Origin of the sequence: Shewanella violacea DSS12 (assembly GCF_000091325.1) — a bacterium.
GTDB classification, from domain to species: domain Bacteria; phylum Pseudomonadota; class Gammaproteobacteria; order Enterobacterales; family Shewanellaceae; genus Shewanella; species Shewanella violacea.
The window spans coordinates 4,261,066-4,277,395 of the sequence record NC_014012.1 but is presented as its reverse complement, the minus strand read 5'-3'; the positions used below and the strand labels follow the sequence as shown (position 1 = coordinate 4,277,395).

The 16,330-nt window shown below is 44.3% G+C and carries 12 protein-coding genes; 7 read left to right on the top strand and 5 right to left on the bottom strand.

The features are described 5' to 3' along the window. Window positions 1-29 precede the first annotated feature (29 nt). The 3 genes from SVI_RS17750 to mepA all read left to right on the top strand — a co-directional run bounded on the left by SVI_RS17750 (window position 30) and on the right by mepA (window position 3,772). Window positions 30-956: a hypothetical protein gene (locus SVI_RS17750; protein ID WP_013053032.1), complete on the top strand. Its 927-nt coding sequence runs from the start codon at window positions 30-32 to the stop codon at window positions 954-956. A 517-nt stretch (window positions 957-1,473) separates the two neighbouring features. After that, window positions 1,474-2,505: a linear amide C-N hydrolase gene (locus tag SVI_RS17745; protein WP_013053030.1), complete on the top strand. Its 1,032-nt coding sequence runs from the start codon at window positions 1,474-1,476 to the stop codon at window positions 2,503-2,505. A gap of 424 nt (window positions 2,506-2,929) precedes the next feature. After that, window positions 2,930-3,772 carry a penicillin-insensitive murein endopeptidase gene (gene mepA / locus SVI_RS17740; RefSeq protein ID WP_013053029.1) on the top strand — a complete coding sequence of 281 codons (843 nt, stop codon included), beginning with the start codon at window positions 2,930-2,932 and terminating at the stop codon, window positions 3,770-3,772. 218 nt (window positions 3,773-3,990) lie between these two features. Here mepA and SVI_RS17735 read toward each other — a convergent pair whose 3' ends face one another. The 4 genes from SVI_RS17735 to SVI_RS17720 all read right to left on the bottom strand — a co-directional run bounded on the left by SVI_RS17735 (window position 3,991) and on the right by SVI_RS17720 (window position 10,465). Beyond that, window positions 3,991-6,288 (bottom strand): aminotransferase class V-fold PLP-dependent enzyme, encoded by a 2,298-nt coding sequence (locus tag SVI_RS17735; RefSeq protein ID WP_013053028.1) that lies wholly within the window; start codon window positions 6,286-6,288, stop codon window positions 3,991-3,993. Between the two features lie 442 nt (window positions 6,289-6,730). Further along, a complete protein-coding gene (locus tag SVI_RS17730) occupies window positions 6,731-8,035 on the bottom strand; it encodes a carbohydrate porin (RefSeq protein WP_013053027.1) in 1,305 nt (434 codons plus the stop codon). 1,373 nt (window positions 8,036-9,408) lie between these two features. Next, window positions 9,409-9,870: a YhcH/YjgK/YiaL family protein gene (locus SVI_RS17725; protein WP_013053025.1), complete on the bottom strand. Its 462-nt coding sequence runs from the start codon at window positions 9,868-9,870 to the stop codon at window positions 9,409-9,411. 154 nt (window positions 9,871-10,024) lie between these two features. Next, a complete protein-coding gene (locus SVI_RS17720; RefSeq protein ID WP_013053024.1) occupies window positions 10,025-10,465 on the bottom strand; it encodes a hypothetical protein in 441 nt (146 codons plus the stop codon). Window positions 10,466-10,578: 113 nt separating this feature from the next. Here SVI_RS17720 and SVI_RS17715 point away from each other — a divergent pair, with 113 nt between their 5' ends. The 4 genes from SVI_RS17715 (at window position 10,579) to SVI_RS17700 (ending at window position 14,436) form a co-directional block, all read left to right on the top strand. After that, complete coding sequence (locus tag SVI_RS17715) at window positions 10,579-11,637, top strand: alpha/beta hydrolase (protein ID WP_013053023.1); 1,059 nt, start codon at window positions 10,579-10,581, stop codon at window positions 11,635-11,637. A 322-nt stretch (window positions 11,638-11,959) separates the two neighbouring features. Continuing rightward, window positions 11,960-12,535: an LON peptidase substrate-binding domain-containing protein gene (locus tag SVI_RS17710; protein WP_013053022.1), complete on the top strand. Its 576-nt coding sequence runs from the start codon at window positions 11,960-11,962 to the stop codon at window positions 12,533-12,535. Window positions 12,536-12,857: 322 nt separating this feature from the next. Next, entirely contained in the window at window positions 12,858-13,784 is a 927-nt protein-coding gene (locus tag SVI_RS17705; RefSeq protein ID WP_041420069.1) for a pseudouridine synthase, read from the top strand. Window positions 13,785-14,004: 220 nt separating this feature from the next. After that, window positions 14,005-14,436 (top strand): hypothetical protein, encoded by a 432-nt coding sequence (locus SVI_RS17700; RefSeq protein ID WP_013053020.1) that lies wholly within the window; start codon window positions 14,005-14,007, stop codon window positions 14,434-14,436. Window positions 14,437-14,444: 8 nt separating this feature from the next. On the opposite strand, the gene SVI_RS17695 is transcribed toward SVI_RS17700, so the two are convergent. After that, window positions 14,445-16,322: an alkaline phosphatase D family protein gene (locus SVI_RS17695; RefSeq protein WP_041420460.1), complete on the bottom strand. Its 1,878-nt coding sequence runs from the start codon at window positions 16,320-16,322 to the stop codon at window positions 14,445-14,447. Window positions 16,323-16,330 lie beyond the last annotated feature (8 nt).

The window sequence follows — 16,330 nt, the reverse complement described above, 5'->3', positions numbered from 1 at the left end:
ATTTATGGGTTGAATCTAGGGGCTTTAATATGCAGTTCTCGACAGCTTTGCTAACACTTAGAAAGCAAAACCGACTCAGTCAGGCGGATGCGGTAGAGATTATTCAGGCTGCCGATAAGCAGTTGGAAAAAACCGATGAGGCGACGCTATCGCGATGGGAGAATGCCCATACCCAGCCATCATTATTGAAACAAGCCTATATTCTACGCGCCTTTGATAACGCCGATGCGATAATGTCTGCCCGTGTTCACAGTGCGTTTTCGCCGTCGAAGCAACGCAAGATCCTAGAGCAACTCAGTCTACGTTATCGTCACTACGGCGGGGCCGATATGCCTTATTGCGATAGTTTAACTCAGGCTGAATATTATGAACGCAAACCGGTTAGTGACGATGATATAGCGCTTATTACCTATTTTTATAGCTATGCTGTTGGCGATGCGCCAATCACCTCCGACTCCTTACAAGTCGAATCGAGCAGTTTATTAACCACTTATCACGGCAAGGTTTTTGGGCATAGAATGCTGCTAGGGCATAGCCTGATTTATACCGCCTTACTGGGGAAGATAAAGCAACAACACGGGTTGAAGTATCAGCTTAAAGAGCTAGATATTGGCAATGATAATGCCCGTTGTTTGGTTATCGACTCTATATATAGCAGCCATAAAAATTTATTCCTATCGATTATCCCGCGTTTTATCACAGCATTGTATCAATCCAAGGCAGATTATTTACTGTATCGGGTTTATCAATCTACGACGGCTAAGATGCTGATGAGTTATGGGGCCGTGTTGTTTAGCCTAGGTAAAGAGGAGGAAAGTAGTATTCGTATCGATGGTAAGTGTTATCAGTGGGCTTGTTATTTGATTGCCGCTAACAATATTTTAGTATCGTCAGCGGCGGCTTTATTACCAGAACAAATGCCGATTGAGCTTATTGAGAGGCAAGTTCAACCCTAAATTATGGCACCTGAGAGCCGCTGAACTCTCGCTTGTCTCTGATTCGTATTTGTATTTATGTTTGCATTCGTGCCGTTGCGTATGCCCATGTCTGTTGGGGGGCTGGCAGCCTAAATACACTGAACTCACGTCAATCATAGTGGCCTGTGATGACGTGCCTGTGATTGATGTGGCCTGTGATGATTTTTGATAGTGCTCTGCGCAGTGGAGTGACCGATTTGCTTAAGCTGCAACAGGTATCTGGCTAGGTTCACTCCTGGCTACTTAGCATCTCGGGATCAAAAAGAATTGAGGATGCTATGTTTCTGCACCTTGGTTTGGCGTTTAATAATGAGAATGAGTTTTAATGCAGACAGCTAGCTTGATAAGCGATATTGCAAGCAAGGCCTGTAGCAGTAGTAAAAGTGATTTACGATTATTTAGAATTATTTTATATGGCGCCGTAATTTATACGTGTGTCGATTAATTAAAGTAAATGCTGGTGTCAATGATGCCGAAATAGGAAGAGGTAAGTGTTATGTGTACAGGTATTCGTTTAATTGCAGATGATGGTGCGTTGGTTTTTGGTCGCACTATGGAATTTAGCCCAGAAGTATTACATTACGATTTGAACTACGTCCCTAAAGGCATCAATTTTCGTGGTGAAACCGATCAAGGTAAAGAGGGTATAAAGTGGCAGTCGGATAACGCCTTTGTTTCATGGACTGTGTTGAATACCGATATCGTCATGGAGGGCATCAATGAGAAAGGCTTATCTATCGGTGGATTCTTCTTCTATCCCTATGATGAAGCGAGTTTTCAGCTCCAGGCCGCTAATACCGAGCGTACACTAACGGGCGCTCAGGTTATTACCTTGCTACTTAGTATTTGTGGTAGCGTTGCCGATGCCAAAGAACTATTACCAACATTAAATGTTATCTGTAAGGAAGTACCTATCCCAGGTTGGGATGGTGTCAAGCCTACGCTGCATTACACCATGTACGATCAGCAGGGTGGCTCGGCTGTGATTGAATACCTTGAAGGTGAATTGGTTATTATCGATAATCCCCTTGGCAGCATCACTAACCAGCCTTCTTTCAAGTGGCATCAGCGTAATCTTGAGCAATATACTTCATTGCCTATCCGCGAGACGGCACCGATTAAAGATACTACCGAGCGAGTGAAGGAAGGTCTGGATATCGGTAACGACAAGGAACTGCCTGGTGGCTTTACCGCGCAGGATCGCTTTGTTCGCGCCTCGATTTACAGCCAGGTTGCGACCCCAATGAAAGATGCCAATGAAGCGATTTTGCGAGTGAAAAACATTCTCAATCACTTCGACTTACCACAGGGTTATAAAAAGACCGCTCTGGGTGAGAACGCCACGCTAACTCAGACCACTCAGTGGACATCGATTACCGATATCAAAGCGTTGCATATGTACTTTACGACTGTGAACAACCCTAATCTACAGAGAGTCTCGCTGCCAGAGTTGATGGAATCGGGCGCAACTGAAATTACTAAGGTTAAGTTTGCCGATAGTTTGAATTTCGCCGAGGTGAGCATTTAGTCCTCATCGATAAGGCATAAAAAGGCGCAACGTGACTGTTGCGCCTTTTTTTATATGTGAAAATGCATAAAGGGATCTGAGCCATAAGTTTTACTCTGATTTTATTGTTGCAGATTGATACTAGGTGCAGGAGAGAGCTTGATGAATCTTGTATTTAAATCCCTTAGGTGTGAGCTCTGAATTTGTCGTTATCCAATGGCTGATTTATAGTATATAGCCATGGCTTAGACCGTTTGTGTCGGTGTAACGTCCTAGGGCTGAGCGCAGTTTTATTGTTGAACTCTAGGTAAATATCCGAACTTGGTTTATGTGAACGTGGCCAGCCGTGTGAATTAAATAAGTATATGTATAGGTGAAAGTGGCTAATTAGCTCAGATCCCCTTGTTCTTTTTTGTTTGTTTCTCCCCTTTTTTCAGGATTTTATATGAGCTATAAAAGCGTTATTTTTGTATTCATCATGCTAGCGACTAACTGCTATGCAAGTGACTTAGAATGGAGTGAATTTACCACTCCATCATCGGGAAAAGCTGAAGCCATAGGCTCTTACGCCAACGGATGTTTATCAGGGGGCACGGCTCTGCCGTTAGAAGGGGAAGGTTATCAAGTCATCCGCAGCTCCCGTAAGCGCTATTATGGCCATCCGGATCTTATCGAGTTTATTGAAGATTTTTCCCGGCAGATACACAAACTCTCTAATCAAGATCTCTTGATTGGTGATGTCTCCATGCCTAGAGGTGGCGACTTCACTTCGGGCCATGCCAGCCATCAGATAGGTCTGGATGTTGATATCTGGTTTAGGCGCGCGACTAAAGCGTTAACTCAGGAACAAAAAGAGTCCCCCACTGAGCTGAATGTGGTCACTCAAGAGAAATTTAAGCTCAATGCGAACTGGCACCAAGATCTGGCCGAGATGATTCGATTAGCGGCTCAAGATCCCAGAGTGGCTCGGGTATTCGTGAATCCAGTGATTAAGCAAGAGCTATGCAGGAAGAGCTTGCAAACTTCTGTCTCGAAAGATAATGACTGGCTCAATAAGGTTCGTCCTTGGTGGGGCCACTCCTATCATATGCACGTGCGTTTGCGCTGCCCTAAGGGTGATAGCCAGTGTAAAAATCAGCAAGCTCCCAAACAAGGTAACGGCTGCGAAGATATCGCCTGGTGGAAGAGGCAATTATATGGAGTTAAGCTGGTTGATGATAAGGTCGAAAAACCTCATGCTAAATCAACTAAAGTGAAACCCCGCCAGTGCGCACAGTTATCTAAGTAACAGTAACAGTAACAGTAACAGTAACAGTAACAGTAACAGAGTAACAGTGACTGGATAATCCTTATTGGGATAACTTTACTGGCATCATTTATCGACGCTAACTAAGCAAGTATTGTGATAGCGGAAGGGTAATCTGGGTCGAGTTATCTCGGGACGGGAAAGTCATAATAATAAGGCGAATCGACTATCGATTCGCCTTTTTTATTGCTGAGCCGCTGTTAGCTGCTCAAGGCGTAGCCGCCTTTAAGATGGGCGATATTGCTAAAACCTAAGCGTTGCATGGCTTGGGCTACTACGAGTGAGCGACTGCCACTGCGGCATACCAGTACCCATTCACTGGTTTTGTCGGCTTGATGCTCTTGAATAAATTGCACTAGGCGTGTCATAGGTACATTGATGCTGCTCGATGTCTCAGCAGTCTCCATGCCGAGGGAGTGCTGCAGCGCATATTCGTGGGGCTCACGGATATCCACTAGCTTGACCTTGTTTGACTGACCCAGTTCCTGCTTAAGGCTGGTAGCATCATATTCTTTGATGGCCAACTTGTGACAATCACTAGTATAGGCGCCGCACATGATCTCGGTGCCGACTTCGTCGTTAAGGTTAGCGTCTAAGTTTGCTTTTCTACTGACAAACTGGCTCTCGGTTATTTGTCCCTTGAGCACATCATGCAGTAAAGAGTTACGCATCATTTCGGCCATCAAGGTGGTGGTAAATTCATTGTTATAGTCATGGCTGGCACAAAGTAAGGTGTTGCGGCCGATTAACTGCTCCAGTCGCTTCAAGCTGTGGAACATTTTACTTGAACTACTGGAGTCGAAGTTGGTTCTGCCCAGGCTGCCCATAAGCACGGTATCACCACAGAAGGCGAAACGGGTCGTGCTCTTGAGCTTAGTGATGTCAGTGGTTAGCAAGAGGCTGATACTGTCATCGGTATGGCCAGGTGAGGTGACCTTAACAAGGGAAAGTTCACCTAGCTTGATCATATGGAGTTGTGCACCATCTAGCTGTATTTGTTCGCTGGATTTAGGCCAGCCTAAGTGATCACACTGCTGATGTTTAAGGTGCTTCTGGGCTAGGGCAACGCGGCCAGAGATATGATCTGCATGTCCGTGGGTATCAATAATGGCAATTGGCGCTAGTTGCTGGCATTCGAGCAAGGTATTGATACGTTGCTCTAGCTCGGGCAGTGGATCGATAATTAGTGCCTGTTTTGTTTGCTGATCTGCATAGATCCAGGTACAGCTGGCGCCGCCTCTGAGTTGCACTAAACCATCGAGTGGGGTCTTATCATCATTTAATTGAGTGTCATCTAGCATTAAGCAGCTGTGGGTTAACGCGCTGGCGGCAAGTTGAATTCTGTCACAGGCGGCGTCGACTTCGGTTTGAGTCATGGCGGGGCCAAAAGAGAGGCGAATAGCCGACTCACTCTGCCAGGCGGGTAAGCCCATGGCATCGAGTACGAAACTACGGGTGACTTTAGAGCTACACGCCGAGCCTGAGCTGACGCGAATGTTTGCCGCATCGAAGAGATCCATTAGCTCCTTGCTGCTAAAACCTGGAACGGCGAAGTTTAGCGTAGTGGCTACACTGTTTTTGAAGCTGTGATTAAACACTATCTCAGGGAAAGCAGCTGTGAGACTAGATGCCAGCTGTTGTCTGTATTGTTCGAGTGTTTCAGCGGTCGAAAAACAAGAGTTTTTCTGGTCTAGCAACATCTCAAATATCACGTTGAGGGCGGCAAATCCAGGTAGGTTTTCTGTGCCTGAACGTAATCCACCTTCCTGTCCACCACCTGCAATAAAGGGGGTGAAGGGAGCTGAGTCGCGAATATAGATGAAGCCAATGCCTTTTGGAGCATAGAGTTTGTGGCCGCTAAACGGGGCGTAGTCTATGCTGGTTTCACTTAGCTTAAGCGGACGTTTTCCCAGAGCTTGTACGCAATCAACCAACCAAAAAACATCAGCATTGTGATTACGAATCGTCAGTTCCAGTTGTTTGAGATCTTGATATACACCGGTTTCGTTATTAACGGCCATGGTGCAGATCATCAGGGCGTTAGGCACTTCTCGGGCGATGAACTCTAGATCTAAGTTACCTAAGTTATCGACGGGAATGGCTTTAATTTCGGCATCGATACCTAAGATATTGCTCCAATGCTCTAATGAGTTAGGTACGGCTTTGTGTTCAGTTGCACCATAAAGTATTGAGTATTGTTTTCCCGGTTCGATATTTTCTCTGGCCTTAATAAGGCCAGACAAGATTCCGGTTTGGATACCTTCGGTAGCACCACTGGTGAAGATGAGTTTGCCCTTGCCTGTGCCCAGTAATACTTTAGCTCTTTGTCTGGTTTGCTCCATCAAGTTCTTGGCTTGCAGGCCTGTGATATGGCTGCTACTTGGGTTACCAAATATCTCTTTCATGGCTGTCATTGCAGCTTGTGCTGCTTGGGGGAGCACAGGTGTTGTGGCGTTAGCATCGAGATAAATCTGGCTTAAACTTGCTGTCTGGCTCATATGGACACTCATCTTGTTATTATTTTCACGGCTATATTTACAGGTATATAACCAAAAGGTATATCTAATTCGATGTAGTTATATTAGCATTTTGACTTAAATGATCAAGATCACATTTATACCGATTTGTATTGGATCTTGTCAGAAAGCAAACTAGTAGCCTAAAGCTGACTCGTCTTGATGGTTTTTCTGTAGGGGGCAGTATTGTGAGGGGCTTATTTATTTTTTTTTTTTTTGGGGGGGGGGGAGATGAGGATAAGCTTGAATATTGCTAGTGGCTGCATCTTTTATTGCATCTGGTAGCGAGACTCAGCGGCTAGCGATATGAAGTTGAGCCGGTTAGTTCTTCTCTTATTTTGTAGGAGAAAGATGTTCACCGGCTCATTTTTAGTTGAAAGCTGTGGCCTATTAAGCGTTTAGCTTACAATCAAAAAATTCTCGCTTACCACCAAGTTTCAACCTGAATACCTGTGCTCCAACCTTCAGTCTTATCTGCATAGTCTGTGTCAGCAGCAACTAAACCTTTGAGCTCATTGCTCCAGCTTGCATAGGTCACGAAAGCACGGATCACAGGTCGATTATAGTAACCTAGATCATTGGTTAGCTGCAGAGCAAGGGTAACCTTGTCTAGATTACCTTCGAAGTCATTAACCTCATCATCAACATGATCGATACCAACTTCTAGTGCCATATTGATATTCTTGTTTAGATAATAAATGGGGCGTACACCTGTGGACATCCAAGTGACAGTATCGCCGGTACTGGTACCGTCAATACGCTCGACACCACGACTTTCTTGATTGTAGAGAGCAATCCACTGCACACTCATAGTGTCATTGATATCGTTGACATAATTGTTATCGATTTCGAATGAGTCCGTATTACTTAAGTCCACGGCGTGCTCATTTATACTTGCCACAGAACGACCATGGAGCGCAGTGGCTCCTTGACGATAAGAGATGGCTAAAGTGTTAGTACCGCCCCATAAATCGGCAGTGTCATTCCATGCACTTAAGGTGTAGCCCATTTCTGAACCTAGGTTATAGTCGTCTACACCACTCCATTCACCAATTTGTGCCATAAGGTTTAAGCTGTTGTTATCGTCTATGGCCAAACCTTCTAAACGAACATCGAGTACTGTGGTGGTACTTTCGCCAAAGTTTTTATCAACAAGAGGATCCACTGCACCAGAACCTTGTGTCGGCCTAGTTCCCGCAAAAATAACATTGTCGTCGTTATATCTCAGTAGGGCGACTTTTAAATTCCCGCCCAGAGCATGAATACCTTCAATACCGGCTCCACCTTGAACGCCTTCATTGGATTTCTGCCAAAAATAATCGTTCATATGGATATCTCGGCGATCGTAGAATCGACGGCCAACCCATACTTTAATATCTTCCCCGACGATATTATCTAGGCTGACATAAGCTTCTGCCATTTCAAAATCGAAGTCATTGTCACTATAGGAACTGCCAGTGTCAGTGCGGGCAACAAATTGCACTGACTTATTACTGCTGCTATCGAAGTAATGACGGTAATCAGCAGCCAATTCCATATAAGTATCATTTTCGTTACCCAAACGATATTTAGCCGGAGTACTAGGTGCTTGAAAAACAACTTGCTGAGAGCCACCTTCACTCATACCTATACCTGTACGTATATAGCCATGATAGTCGATAGTATCCCGCTTTAAGTCTATTTCAGCTTGCGCGGCACCTGAGCCAATTAAGGTTATGATGCAAGCCATAGCGACTCTGGAAAAAAGATGTGTATTCGAAGACTTTAATTCTCGGGTTTTTTTATTATTAATATTTCCAGAACTTAAGTTATTCTTACGGCTTGTTACTTGCTTGTAATTATTAGCGCTTACAAGGTTTGATAAGTGTGTATTTTGTGATTTCACTGAAGCGAATCCCATCTTAAAATTATTATATTAATTGAGTAGAGTACTGAGTATTATTATGTTTTATGTGTATTCTGGCGCTTTATATTTAACCGTTAGTTAAATTGGTGTGTGTGTTATTAATTAACCTGTCCTATTATTTCTGATGCTATGTTGTTCAATGTTTAAATGACACGACAATATTATCGGTAATAAGTTTCCAAGGGGGTTAATTAATATTTGGAGGGTATCATGAAATTATCCAAGCATATATTAATCAATATAATGAGTTTACTTGTGTTATTTATTCGTGCCCAGGGTTGTACTGAATAAGTAGAAGTTGATGGGTTTTTACGTTTGAATTGTGATTAAGGTGATAAATTGATGCGTATGTGATCTTGGTGCGGCGGCATACTTTTCATCATAGAGTTAAAATATTAGCTTAATTATTAAGCCATATATGTTTATAACCAGATTCTATAATTTCAGTATCAGTATCAGTATCAGTATCAGTATCAGTATCAGTATCAGTAACGTTTTATTAATTAGCCTAGCCTCATAGGTAGCCTAGCCTTATTAATAGAGCTTTCCATTTAGTGAGCGATTTTCCCTTATATGGAAATAGAATCCCTATCTAATTAAGCTTGTTGGCCGTAGTGGGTGCTTACGAATTAGCTTGTGGCCGATGGCAGTAGTCCCTAGGTCTCTTGATTATTTGAGTCTGCGTAAATATTAATATCAATAGACAGGGTGCTAGCCCTGTTTTAAATCTAGTTACAGATTTTGTGAGGAATTAATTCCCCAGCTGATGTTACGGATCACTGTGAAGCTGTGATGCCACCGAAACAACTTATGTTCGTGATTTATATGTACAAGGTATTTAAGTTGATTTCAAATATCAATATTATTGGCTGAATTTAATTATTCCAATTGAAAGTTGAAAGTTGAAAGTTGAAATTATTGATCAACTATCCAACATGTCTGAAAAAGTAGAACGTTTAATATACTGAGTTAGGCATGTCTGTTGAAAGAGCGAAAGAGCGAAAGAGTGAAATTGCGAGATAACGAGATAACGAGATTATGAGATGACGAGATTGAGCAGCCCACTAGAACTTTGGTTATCTTGGGGCTTGGTTATCAAGCTTATTAGTGTCAGTGAATTAGCCAGTTAATTAGCTTGTTATTAGATTTACTGGCTCTTGTCTGATTCTGGGGGGAATATAATTAGCCTAGGCTATTTATATTTTTACCTTGATCACAACTTTACGCACCTTGTTTGGCGCTGCGCTGGTGCCCGGCATATGCATGTCTTGAGGGAAGAAAATGGCAAACATGCCGGCTTTAAACGGGATGAAAGCCGCATCATGTTTATTGCTCTCATAATCGAATTCGGCATAGTCATGCTTGGCAAAATAAGGACGTGATGGTATTTGATCTGCTAAAGGAAGGTAGCCAAATTCCTCTTCACCGCTCACCACGTATTGGATATCGATATACTGCTGGTGAACCTCGAAGGGCTCAACCTCTCTAGGTTTAGTCTCATAGTCATTGACGATAACGAAGAGGTTCTTGCCATCGAGTTCATAGTTACCGACTTCAAGTGCATTGAAGTCTGTCTCGGCCAGATGGGCTAAGGCCGCTGTGATTCTAGGGCTGATGTGTGAGTAAAGGTCTTTGTTATTTAAGGTATCGAGGATCATATTCGGGCTCAGACTAGTTTGCTATTTATGGCACGAGTTTAGCGCCCATGCCATTTTATACCAAGCCTATTAATAAATCTGACCAGGCATAGAGTCATGATCTGGATAAATAAGTGACTCAAGGGGCTCAAAGCTAGTATCTAGCTCCTATCTATTAGGAATCAGCCACTAAGCAAGATTTGATCTCGAAAGGGATATCTCGTTTCTCAAACGCTGCTTTTAGCTGTTTAGTTATTTTTGATTTAGGCTTTAGTGGAAAGCTTATCTTGCCCTTAGTGGCGTGGATAAACAGCTGGTCACCGAGTAAACGGACCGAGTTGATCTCATCATATTTGACTGACAGATCTTTTACTGGCCCCCAATCGCTTTCTATAGAAAGTTTAATAAAATTAACTGAATTGGCGGTAAATTGTATTTGTTGTTGCCAGATAAAATATATCCAGCCGATGCAGGTAGAGATAAATAGTAGCGGCACCACAAGATCCCAGCCTGAGTCGAAAGAGCTTACCTTAATAATGAATAATATGTAGGCTGTTGAGACAATTCCTATGAGCATGCTTAGGGTTTTGAAGGGACGAATTTTGGTGTTTTCCATCTTTGATATTCCTTATCAAGAGTTTCCTATCCTAGATGCTATATTAGCGCCCCAACGTTAAAAAGTTAATTTTTGTTAAATAATGTCACTGACATATTTTTGGAGTAATTGATTTGCCTGCACTGCGCTTCCTAGCGGGACCGACCGCATACAAAAAGATCGAACAGACCGGTCTTAAACCTGAGATATTTTCTCAACTGCTGGCGGCATCCGGTGGGCCTAAGTGGATTGGGATTGCCGGTCTGGATAAATACTTGTTTGGTGAATTCTTTAAAGATAGAAAGGAGCCATTGCATACCTTGGGGGCCTCTTCCGGTGCATGGCGCCTCGCTTGCCAAGCACAAGATAATCCATTATCTGCCTATGCTCGTTTAGAGAAGCTATATATAGGCCAAAGATATGATATTAAACCTAGGCCCCAGGATGTATCGGCCCAGGTCGAGGACATTATCGCTGGTTTATTGGGTGACGGGGCAGGGAAAGATATTGTCGATAATAAGGTTATCAAGAGTCACTTTTTGGCATGTCGCGGGAAACATCTAAACCGTTTTCCAAGTCGGTTATCATTGGGCTTAGGCCTAGCTACTACGGCTGCGGCAAACTTGATAAGCCGCCGCTCCTTAGGGCTCAATTTTGAGCGGTTTCTATTTAGCTCCCTAGATACGGGCTCTCCCTTCAATAGCCTTAATGATCTTCCCAGTAAGCATGTAGGCTTGAGTGAAGATAATATTGCTCAGGTGTTATTAGCGACGGGTTCTATTCCTTGGGTACTCGCACCAGTAACCAATATTTCTGGAGCGCCGCAGGGGCATTATTATGATGGTGGCATCACAGATTATCATTTTGATTTGCCGCTTTCACATGCTGAGGGGCTGACTATCTACCCTCATTTTTATCCTAGAATTACGCCTGGCTGGTTCGATAAATCTTTGCCTTGGCGCAGAGCTAAAAATCACTATCACAATGCACTCATAGTGGCGCCGAGTGATGCGTATCTGGCTGCTCTTCCCTATGGTAAATTACCTGACCGTGGTGACTTCAAACATCTTAGTAGCGAGGACAGAATGGCCTATTGGCATAAGACTATCGCTATCAGTGAGGTGCTCGCGGAAGAGTTTTCACAGGTGGTGGCTAATGGGTCTATCATGGATCGTCTCGAGCCTTTTTATTAAGGTCTCATCTTCTCCGCTTAAATTCTATTGCAACCAATACAGACAAATACATGTCTAATACAGTGAAGGAATGATCTCGCTAGGCGGGGAAAAGAGTGTTGAGAATAGGGAGAAGTAGCTGAGTTTAAGCTAGTTCTTGCTTGGTTAAGGCTGAAAGTCATTCAATTAGCAGTTAATACTGCAACTGCTACACTTTAAGAATATTGCCTTGGCAGTTTCCCAATTCGACAGAGGCAGCTTTTTTGCCAGTCACCTCGTCTTAGGTGGGAGTTTACCAACCCTTAGTCGGGAGTTTATACCAACCCTTAAGCGGGAGGTTATTATGCGAACACAGGAGATGGCGTTAATCACTCGAGATGCCGTGTTATTACCTGATGGTAGACTCGAAATCCGTATCGCGGACCCTGCATATTTGAAGGTGATTGCGGATGTGCTTAAAGGTAAATATCCATTAGCTTTCGGTATGTTATTGCCTAATCGTCAGCCTCCCTGTTACCCCAATGCCACTCAGTGTGAAATCATAGATTTCAACCTACTTGCCGATGATTCATTAGGCATAGTTCTAGAAGGAAAGCAGAGAGTGAAGGTGTTGTCCGCGGCGCAGAAACGGGATGGTGTGTGGATCTCGAAAACTTTACCTAGCTTTAATTGGTGTGAAGAGCCCATAAGAGGAGAGTTTGAATTGATCAGCGCCGCCTTAGAGCAGTTTTATGAAGTGAATCCAGCTCTATTTGGCCTCTATTCCAATCTGCATCTCGATGATGCGACTTGGGTCAGTCAACGTTGGCTCGAAGTACTTCCCCTGTATAGCAAAGATAAGCAAGTTCTGATGAATCAACCGGATTGCCATAAGACCATGAACTTCGTGCTTGAACTGATCAAGTCACACGTAGACTAATGTGTGAGGACGCAGAGCTGCGAGAGCGTTCGCAGGCTCACTTCGAGAACGGGAACCAGTTCCCTAGGAGATAATTGCAAAAGCCTTTTGGCTTTGACTCTTCTTTTCCTCATTTTCTCGCAGCAGCTTTGCTGCGTTCTCGAAGGCCACAGGCCGGTCTCGCTGTGACAAAGTCACGCTCTCGCTTTCTCGGAGGCGTTTTTCAGCCGTTCTCGTAGGAGCTAAGCTCCGTACTCGCATTATCCCAGCAGCTTTGCTGCGCTCTCGTCGTAGCTTTTCTGTTAAAATACCCTGTCTTTTGTCCTATTTTATTAGAGTTAACATGTCCTCATCCGTTCGAGCTTCTCAAGCCTCCTATGTCGTGCTAGCTGAGAGTGTGACTGATAAACCCACAGTATTGAGTTTTCTCGTGGAACGTTTCCAACAGGTTGGCGGGGAAATATGGCGACAAAGGATCATAGATGGCAAGGTGCATTGGCAAGATGGTTCGCTTATCGAGCTGGACACGGCTTTCAAACCTAGGGCGCGTGTCTACTATTATCGTGAAGTTAAATCCGAGACTAAGGTGCCCTTCGAAGAGCAGATACTCTACCGGGATGAACAGATAATATTAGCCTTTAAACCTCACTTTCTGGCTCTGCATCCTAGTGGTAATTTCGTTAACGAATGCTTGGTTAATCGATTACGAATTAAAACTGGCATCGAGACCATAGTGCCAGCTCATAGACTAGACCGGGCAACGGCGGGTATCGTGCTTATGATCCTCAATCCCGAGGCGCGAACTCAGTATCACGACCTGTTTAAAAACCATCAAATAACCAAAGAATATCAAGCGTTAGCCAAACTAACTCCCGAGCTATTGGCGAGTCATCAAGCTGGCGAGCTAGCACTTCCTATCCATTGGACGGTGAAAAATCGCATGGTGAAAGGTGAGCCTAGTTTTATCATGAAAGTGGTTGAGGGAGAGCCTAATACTCACTCTGAAATTAGTTTGATTGATATTAAGGGAGACAATGGGCTATTTAAATTATCGCCGATAACAGGGCGAACCCATCAACTTAGAGTTCATATGCACAGCTTAGGTATGCCTATTATCAACGATAGATGTTATCCCCAGTTGCAGCCAAAGTCTGATGATGACTATGCTCGCCCTTTGAAATTAGTGGCTAAGCGATTGAAGTTTAATGATCCTGTGACAGGTATAGCTCTGGATATCGAGTGTGATGGCTTTGACTCATTTCCACTCTAGAATCGGATTCAGTGTATAAAATATCCTAAGCTTGTCTTTCTTCTGGATTGACTCTATGCTGAGATCCGTTTCAAAAATGACTGGATTACTGCTGCCATCGGCATATAGCATATGAAAATCATAGATGAATACTTAGCCTCAGTACGTGGTCGGGGTGTAATACCCTCGCTTATCACTCTTGTTTAGTGAAAGGCGAACTCAAAATAGAAGGATAATAATAATGACTAAATCGACCCTGATCTCTATCACATTAGTTGCTGCCGCTGTGGTGGCTGCAATCGGTTACCAAAGTTTAAATTCCGAGCCTGAATCTGTTGAGGCGACTTCCCCTCAAGCAGTGACAAGTTCTCCAGTTGCATTACAAGCACTACCAGCGCCTAAGCCAGTAGCACCTGTTTCTATGAGTGCACCTAAGGCTGTGACTCAAGCTTCAATGACGGCGCAATCAGTACCAGAGAAAGCGCAGGCGTCCGATGCTAAACCTGCTGCAGTTAATGACCCTAGTCACCCTCCACGTCAAGCTCCTAATGCAACTAGAGCTCCAAGATCTGCGCCTAATTCAGCTCCTGATTACGCACATCACCCAAGACCTGGCACTGAGCAGTCTGTCTCAGCACCTGTGAGCATGCCGTCTCAGGCTCCAGTTAAATAAGTTGATAGCTAGTCTTTCCTTGGTGCGTCGAAATGGGTTTCACTCATATCGGCGTGCAGTACGGCTATCTTAGTCGGCGCGCCATTCTGAGCTAAATTTAGCAAACCTATGCCACTCTGATTCATCAAGCGTTTACTGCGCTCGCCATTGGGACGTCTGCCACGAATAGACATGCGCTTACGCTTAGTCAAAAAGTTTAGCGGTGAGAAGTGACCATATAGCCAGCCATTGAGTTTGTCGAAGATAGGAATTAACTTCTCCGGAAACTGATTCTTGAGGCCGCTACAGGTGATCTGGTAAATATTCGGTCCGCCTTTCCTGAAGCGAATGCGAATGTCATAGGCAAATGAGTAATGCACATCACCAGATAAGATCACGAATTGCTCAGGGGTTTTCCTGTGCTGAAAAATACTGAGTAAGGTATTCGCTGTCCCCGGGTGAGCCATCCAGTTTTCGGCATCGACCAGTAGAGAACTACCCAGCATAGTTGCCGTGCGTTGCACTGTCTCAATAAGTTTGACCCCGAACATGGGCGCCGCCGAGACTATGATGACATTACTCTGACCCACTAACTCATGTTGAAACTCCATTAAGGTTTCCCAGTCCATTAATCCCGAAGGCTTTGCTAGATTAGATTCACTGCGCCATCTATGGGTTCGTGTATCTAGTACCACTATTTTGGGTGAGGTATTTAAGTTGTAATGCCAGTGCTCAAACTTGAGCAGTTCATGGATTAATCTGTCTTGTTTTTCTTCATCTGGATTGCCAAAGTAAGCATCGATAAGTGGGACTATTGCCGATTTGAATTTTTTCGGCGCATTGCCTAGGCCCTGAAATAGGGTGTAACCGATAAGTGCGTTGCCTATGATGCGTTTAGAGAAGGGGTGACCGTAGGCGGCTTCCTCCCACTTGGCGGTGAGGTTCCAGTCATCGGTAATGTCATGGTCATCGAAGATCATATAGGTTGGCAGATGCGCCATTAAGCGCCTGACCTGATGCAGTCCGGCCTTAAACTCTAGCAGATGTAACCACTCACTTTCCCAGCGAAGCTTATTTACAGCAGACAGACCAGCGACCTCTTTAGGGATCTCAATTTGCTGCCAAAGCTCGGGAGACCAGGTGAGTAAATACAGAGCTATGATCTCCCCTAGAGAAACCAGATGATTTTCGGCTAAGGATGAGGTGAATATTGGGTGGTTGATATACCAACGTCTAAGGGCCGTTTTAGCCTGATGTTGGGTTTTTGGCAGCAATTTTTTGTGTCGCCGATACAGGGCTGCCGGATGATAGCTGATAGCAGAGCTTTGGCGGAGTTCGGCATGGGGAAACTCTTCTTGTGGCAAGTCTAATAGCTGAATCACTTGGCCTATGGCATAGAGCATGGGGCCTGCTATATCATCGACATAGACCTGATCGCCGCTAAGCATTAAGAGAGACGGTCTGGCTTCAATACTGAGATCTTGGCTAAGTCTGGTATCGGCAGCGACTAAGGCATCGCCGCTATGATGATGGGGGTTACGGCAGGAGCCGTGCAGCATGTTATCTATCTCAGGCTTGATAACAAACTCGGGGGCAGATTCACTTTGATAATTCAGCTGGGCGATATTTTCAAACACTGAGCCATGCAGGCTATCTGTTAATCTGTATTCTATCGGCGAATTTACCGCTAGCAGCTGGTCTTGATTCACTTGGATCAGATACTGCCAGGCATGCTTTCCAAGTCGAACTTGATGAGTTTGCTCCGCCGCTAAAATGAGTTTTTTTTCACCCAGATGTAAGGTCAGCTGATTCATAGGTGTTGAGCTGACGAACCATAGGGTGAAGTGATCTTGGTCGCAGTGACGTAGTGTTGGACCTGCAAGGACTAAGGGTAATGCAGCGGGCATCATTCAGA

Bases quoted from the DNA above. Each gene is read 5' to 3' on its own strand.
- SVI_RS17705 (WP_041420069.1), top strand. From the start codon at position 12,858: ATGTCCTCATCCGTTCGAGCTTCTCAAGCCTCCTATGTCGTGCTAGCT.
- SVI_RS17695 (WP_041420460.1), bottom strand. From the start codon at position 16,322: ATGCCCGCTGCATTACCCTTAGTCCTTGCAGGTCCAACACTACGTCAC.
- SVI_RS17730 (WP_013053027.1), bottom strand. From the start codon at position 8,035: ATGGCTTGCATCATAACCTTAATTGGCTCAGGTGCCGCGCAAGCTGAA.
- SVI_RS17720 (WP_013053024.1), bottom strand. From the start codon at position 10,465: ATGGAAAACACCAAAATTCGTCCCTTCAAAACCCTAAGCATGCTCATA.
- SVI_RS17735 (WP_013053028.1), bottom strand. From the start codon at position 6,288: ATGAGCCAGACAGCAAGTTTAAGCCAGATTTATCTCGATGCTAACGCC.
- SVI_RS17700 (WP_013053020.1), top strand. From the start codon at position 14,005: ATGACTAAATCGACCCTGATCTCTATCACATTAGTTGCTGCCGCTGTG.
- SVI_RS17745 (WP_013053030.1), top strand. From the start codon at position 1,474: ATGTGTACAGGTATTCGTTTAATTGCAGATGATGGTGCGTTGGTTTTT.
- mepA (WP_013053029.1), top strand. From the start codon at position 2,930: ATGAGCTATAAAAGCGTTATTTTTGTATTCATCATGCTAGCGACTAAC.
- SVI_RS17750 (WP_013053032.1), top strand. From the start codon at position 30: ATGCAGTTCTCGACAGCTTTGCTAACACTTAGAAAGCAAAACCGACTC.
- SVI_RS17710 (WP_013053022.1), top strand. From the start codon at position 11,960: ATGCGAACACAGGAGATGGCGTTAATCACTCGAGATGCCGTGTTATTA.
- SVI_RS17725 (WP_013053025.1), bottom strand. From the start codon at position 9,870: ATGATCCTCGATACCTTAAATAACAAAGACCTTTACTCACACATCAGC.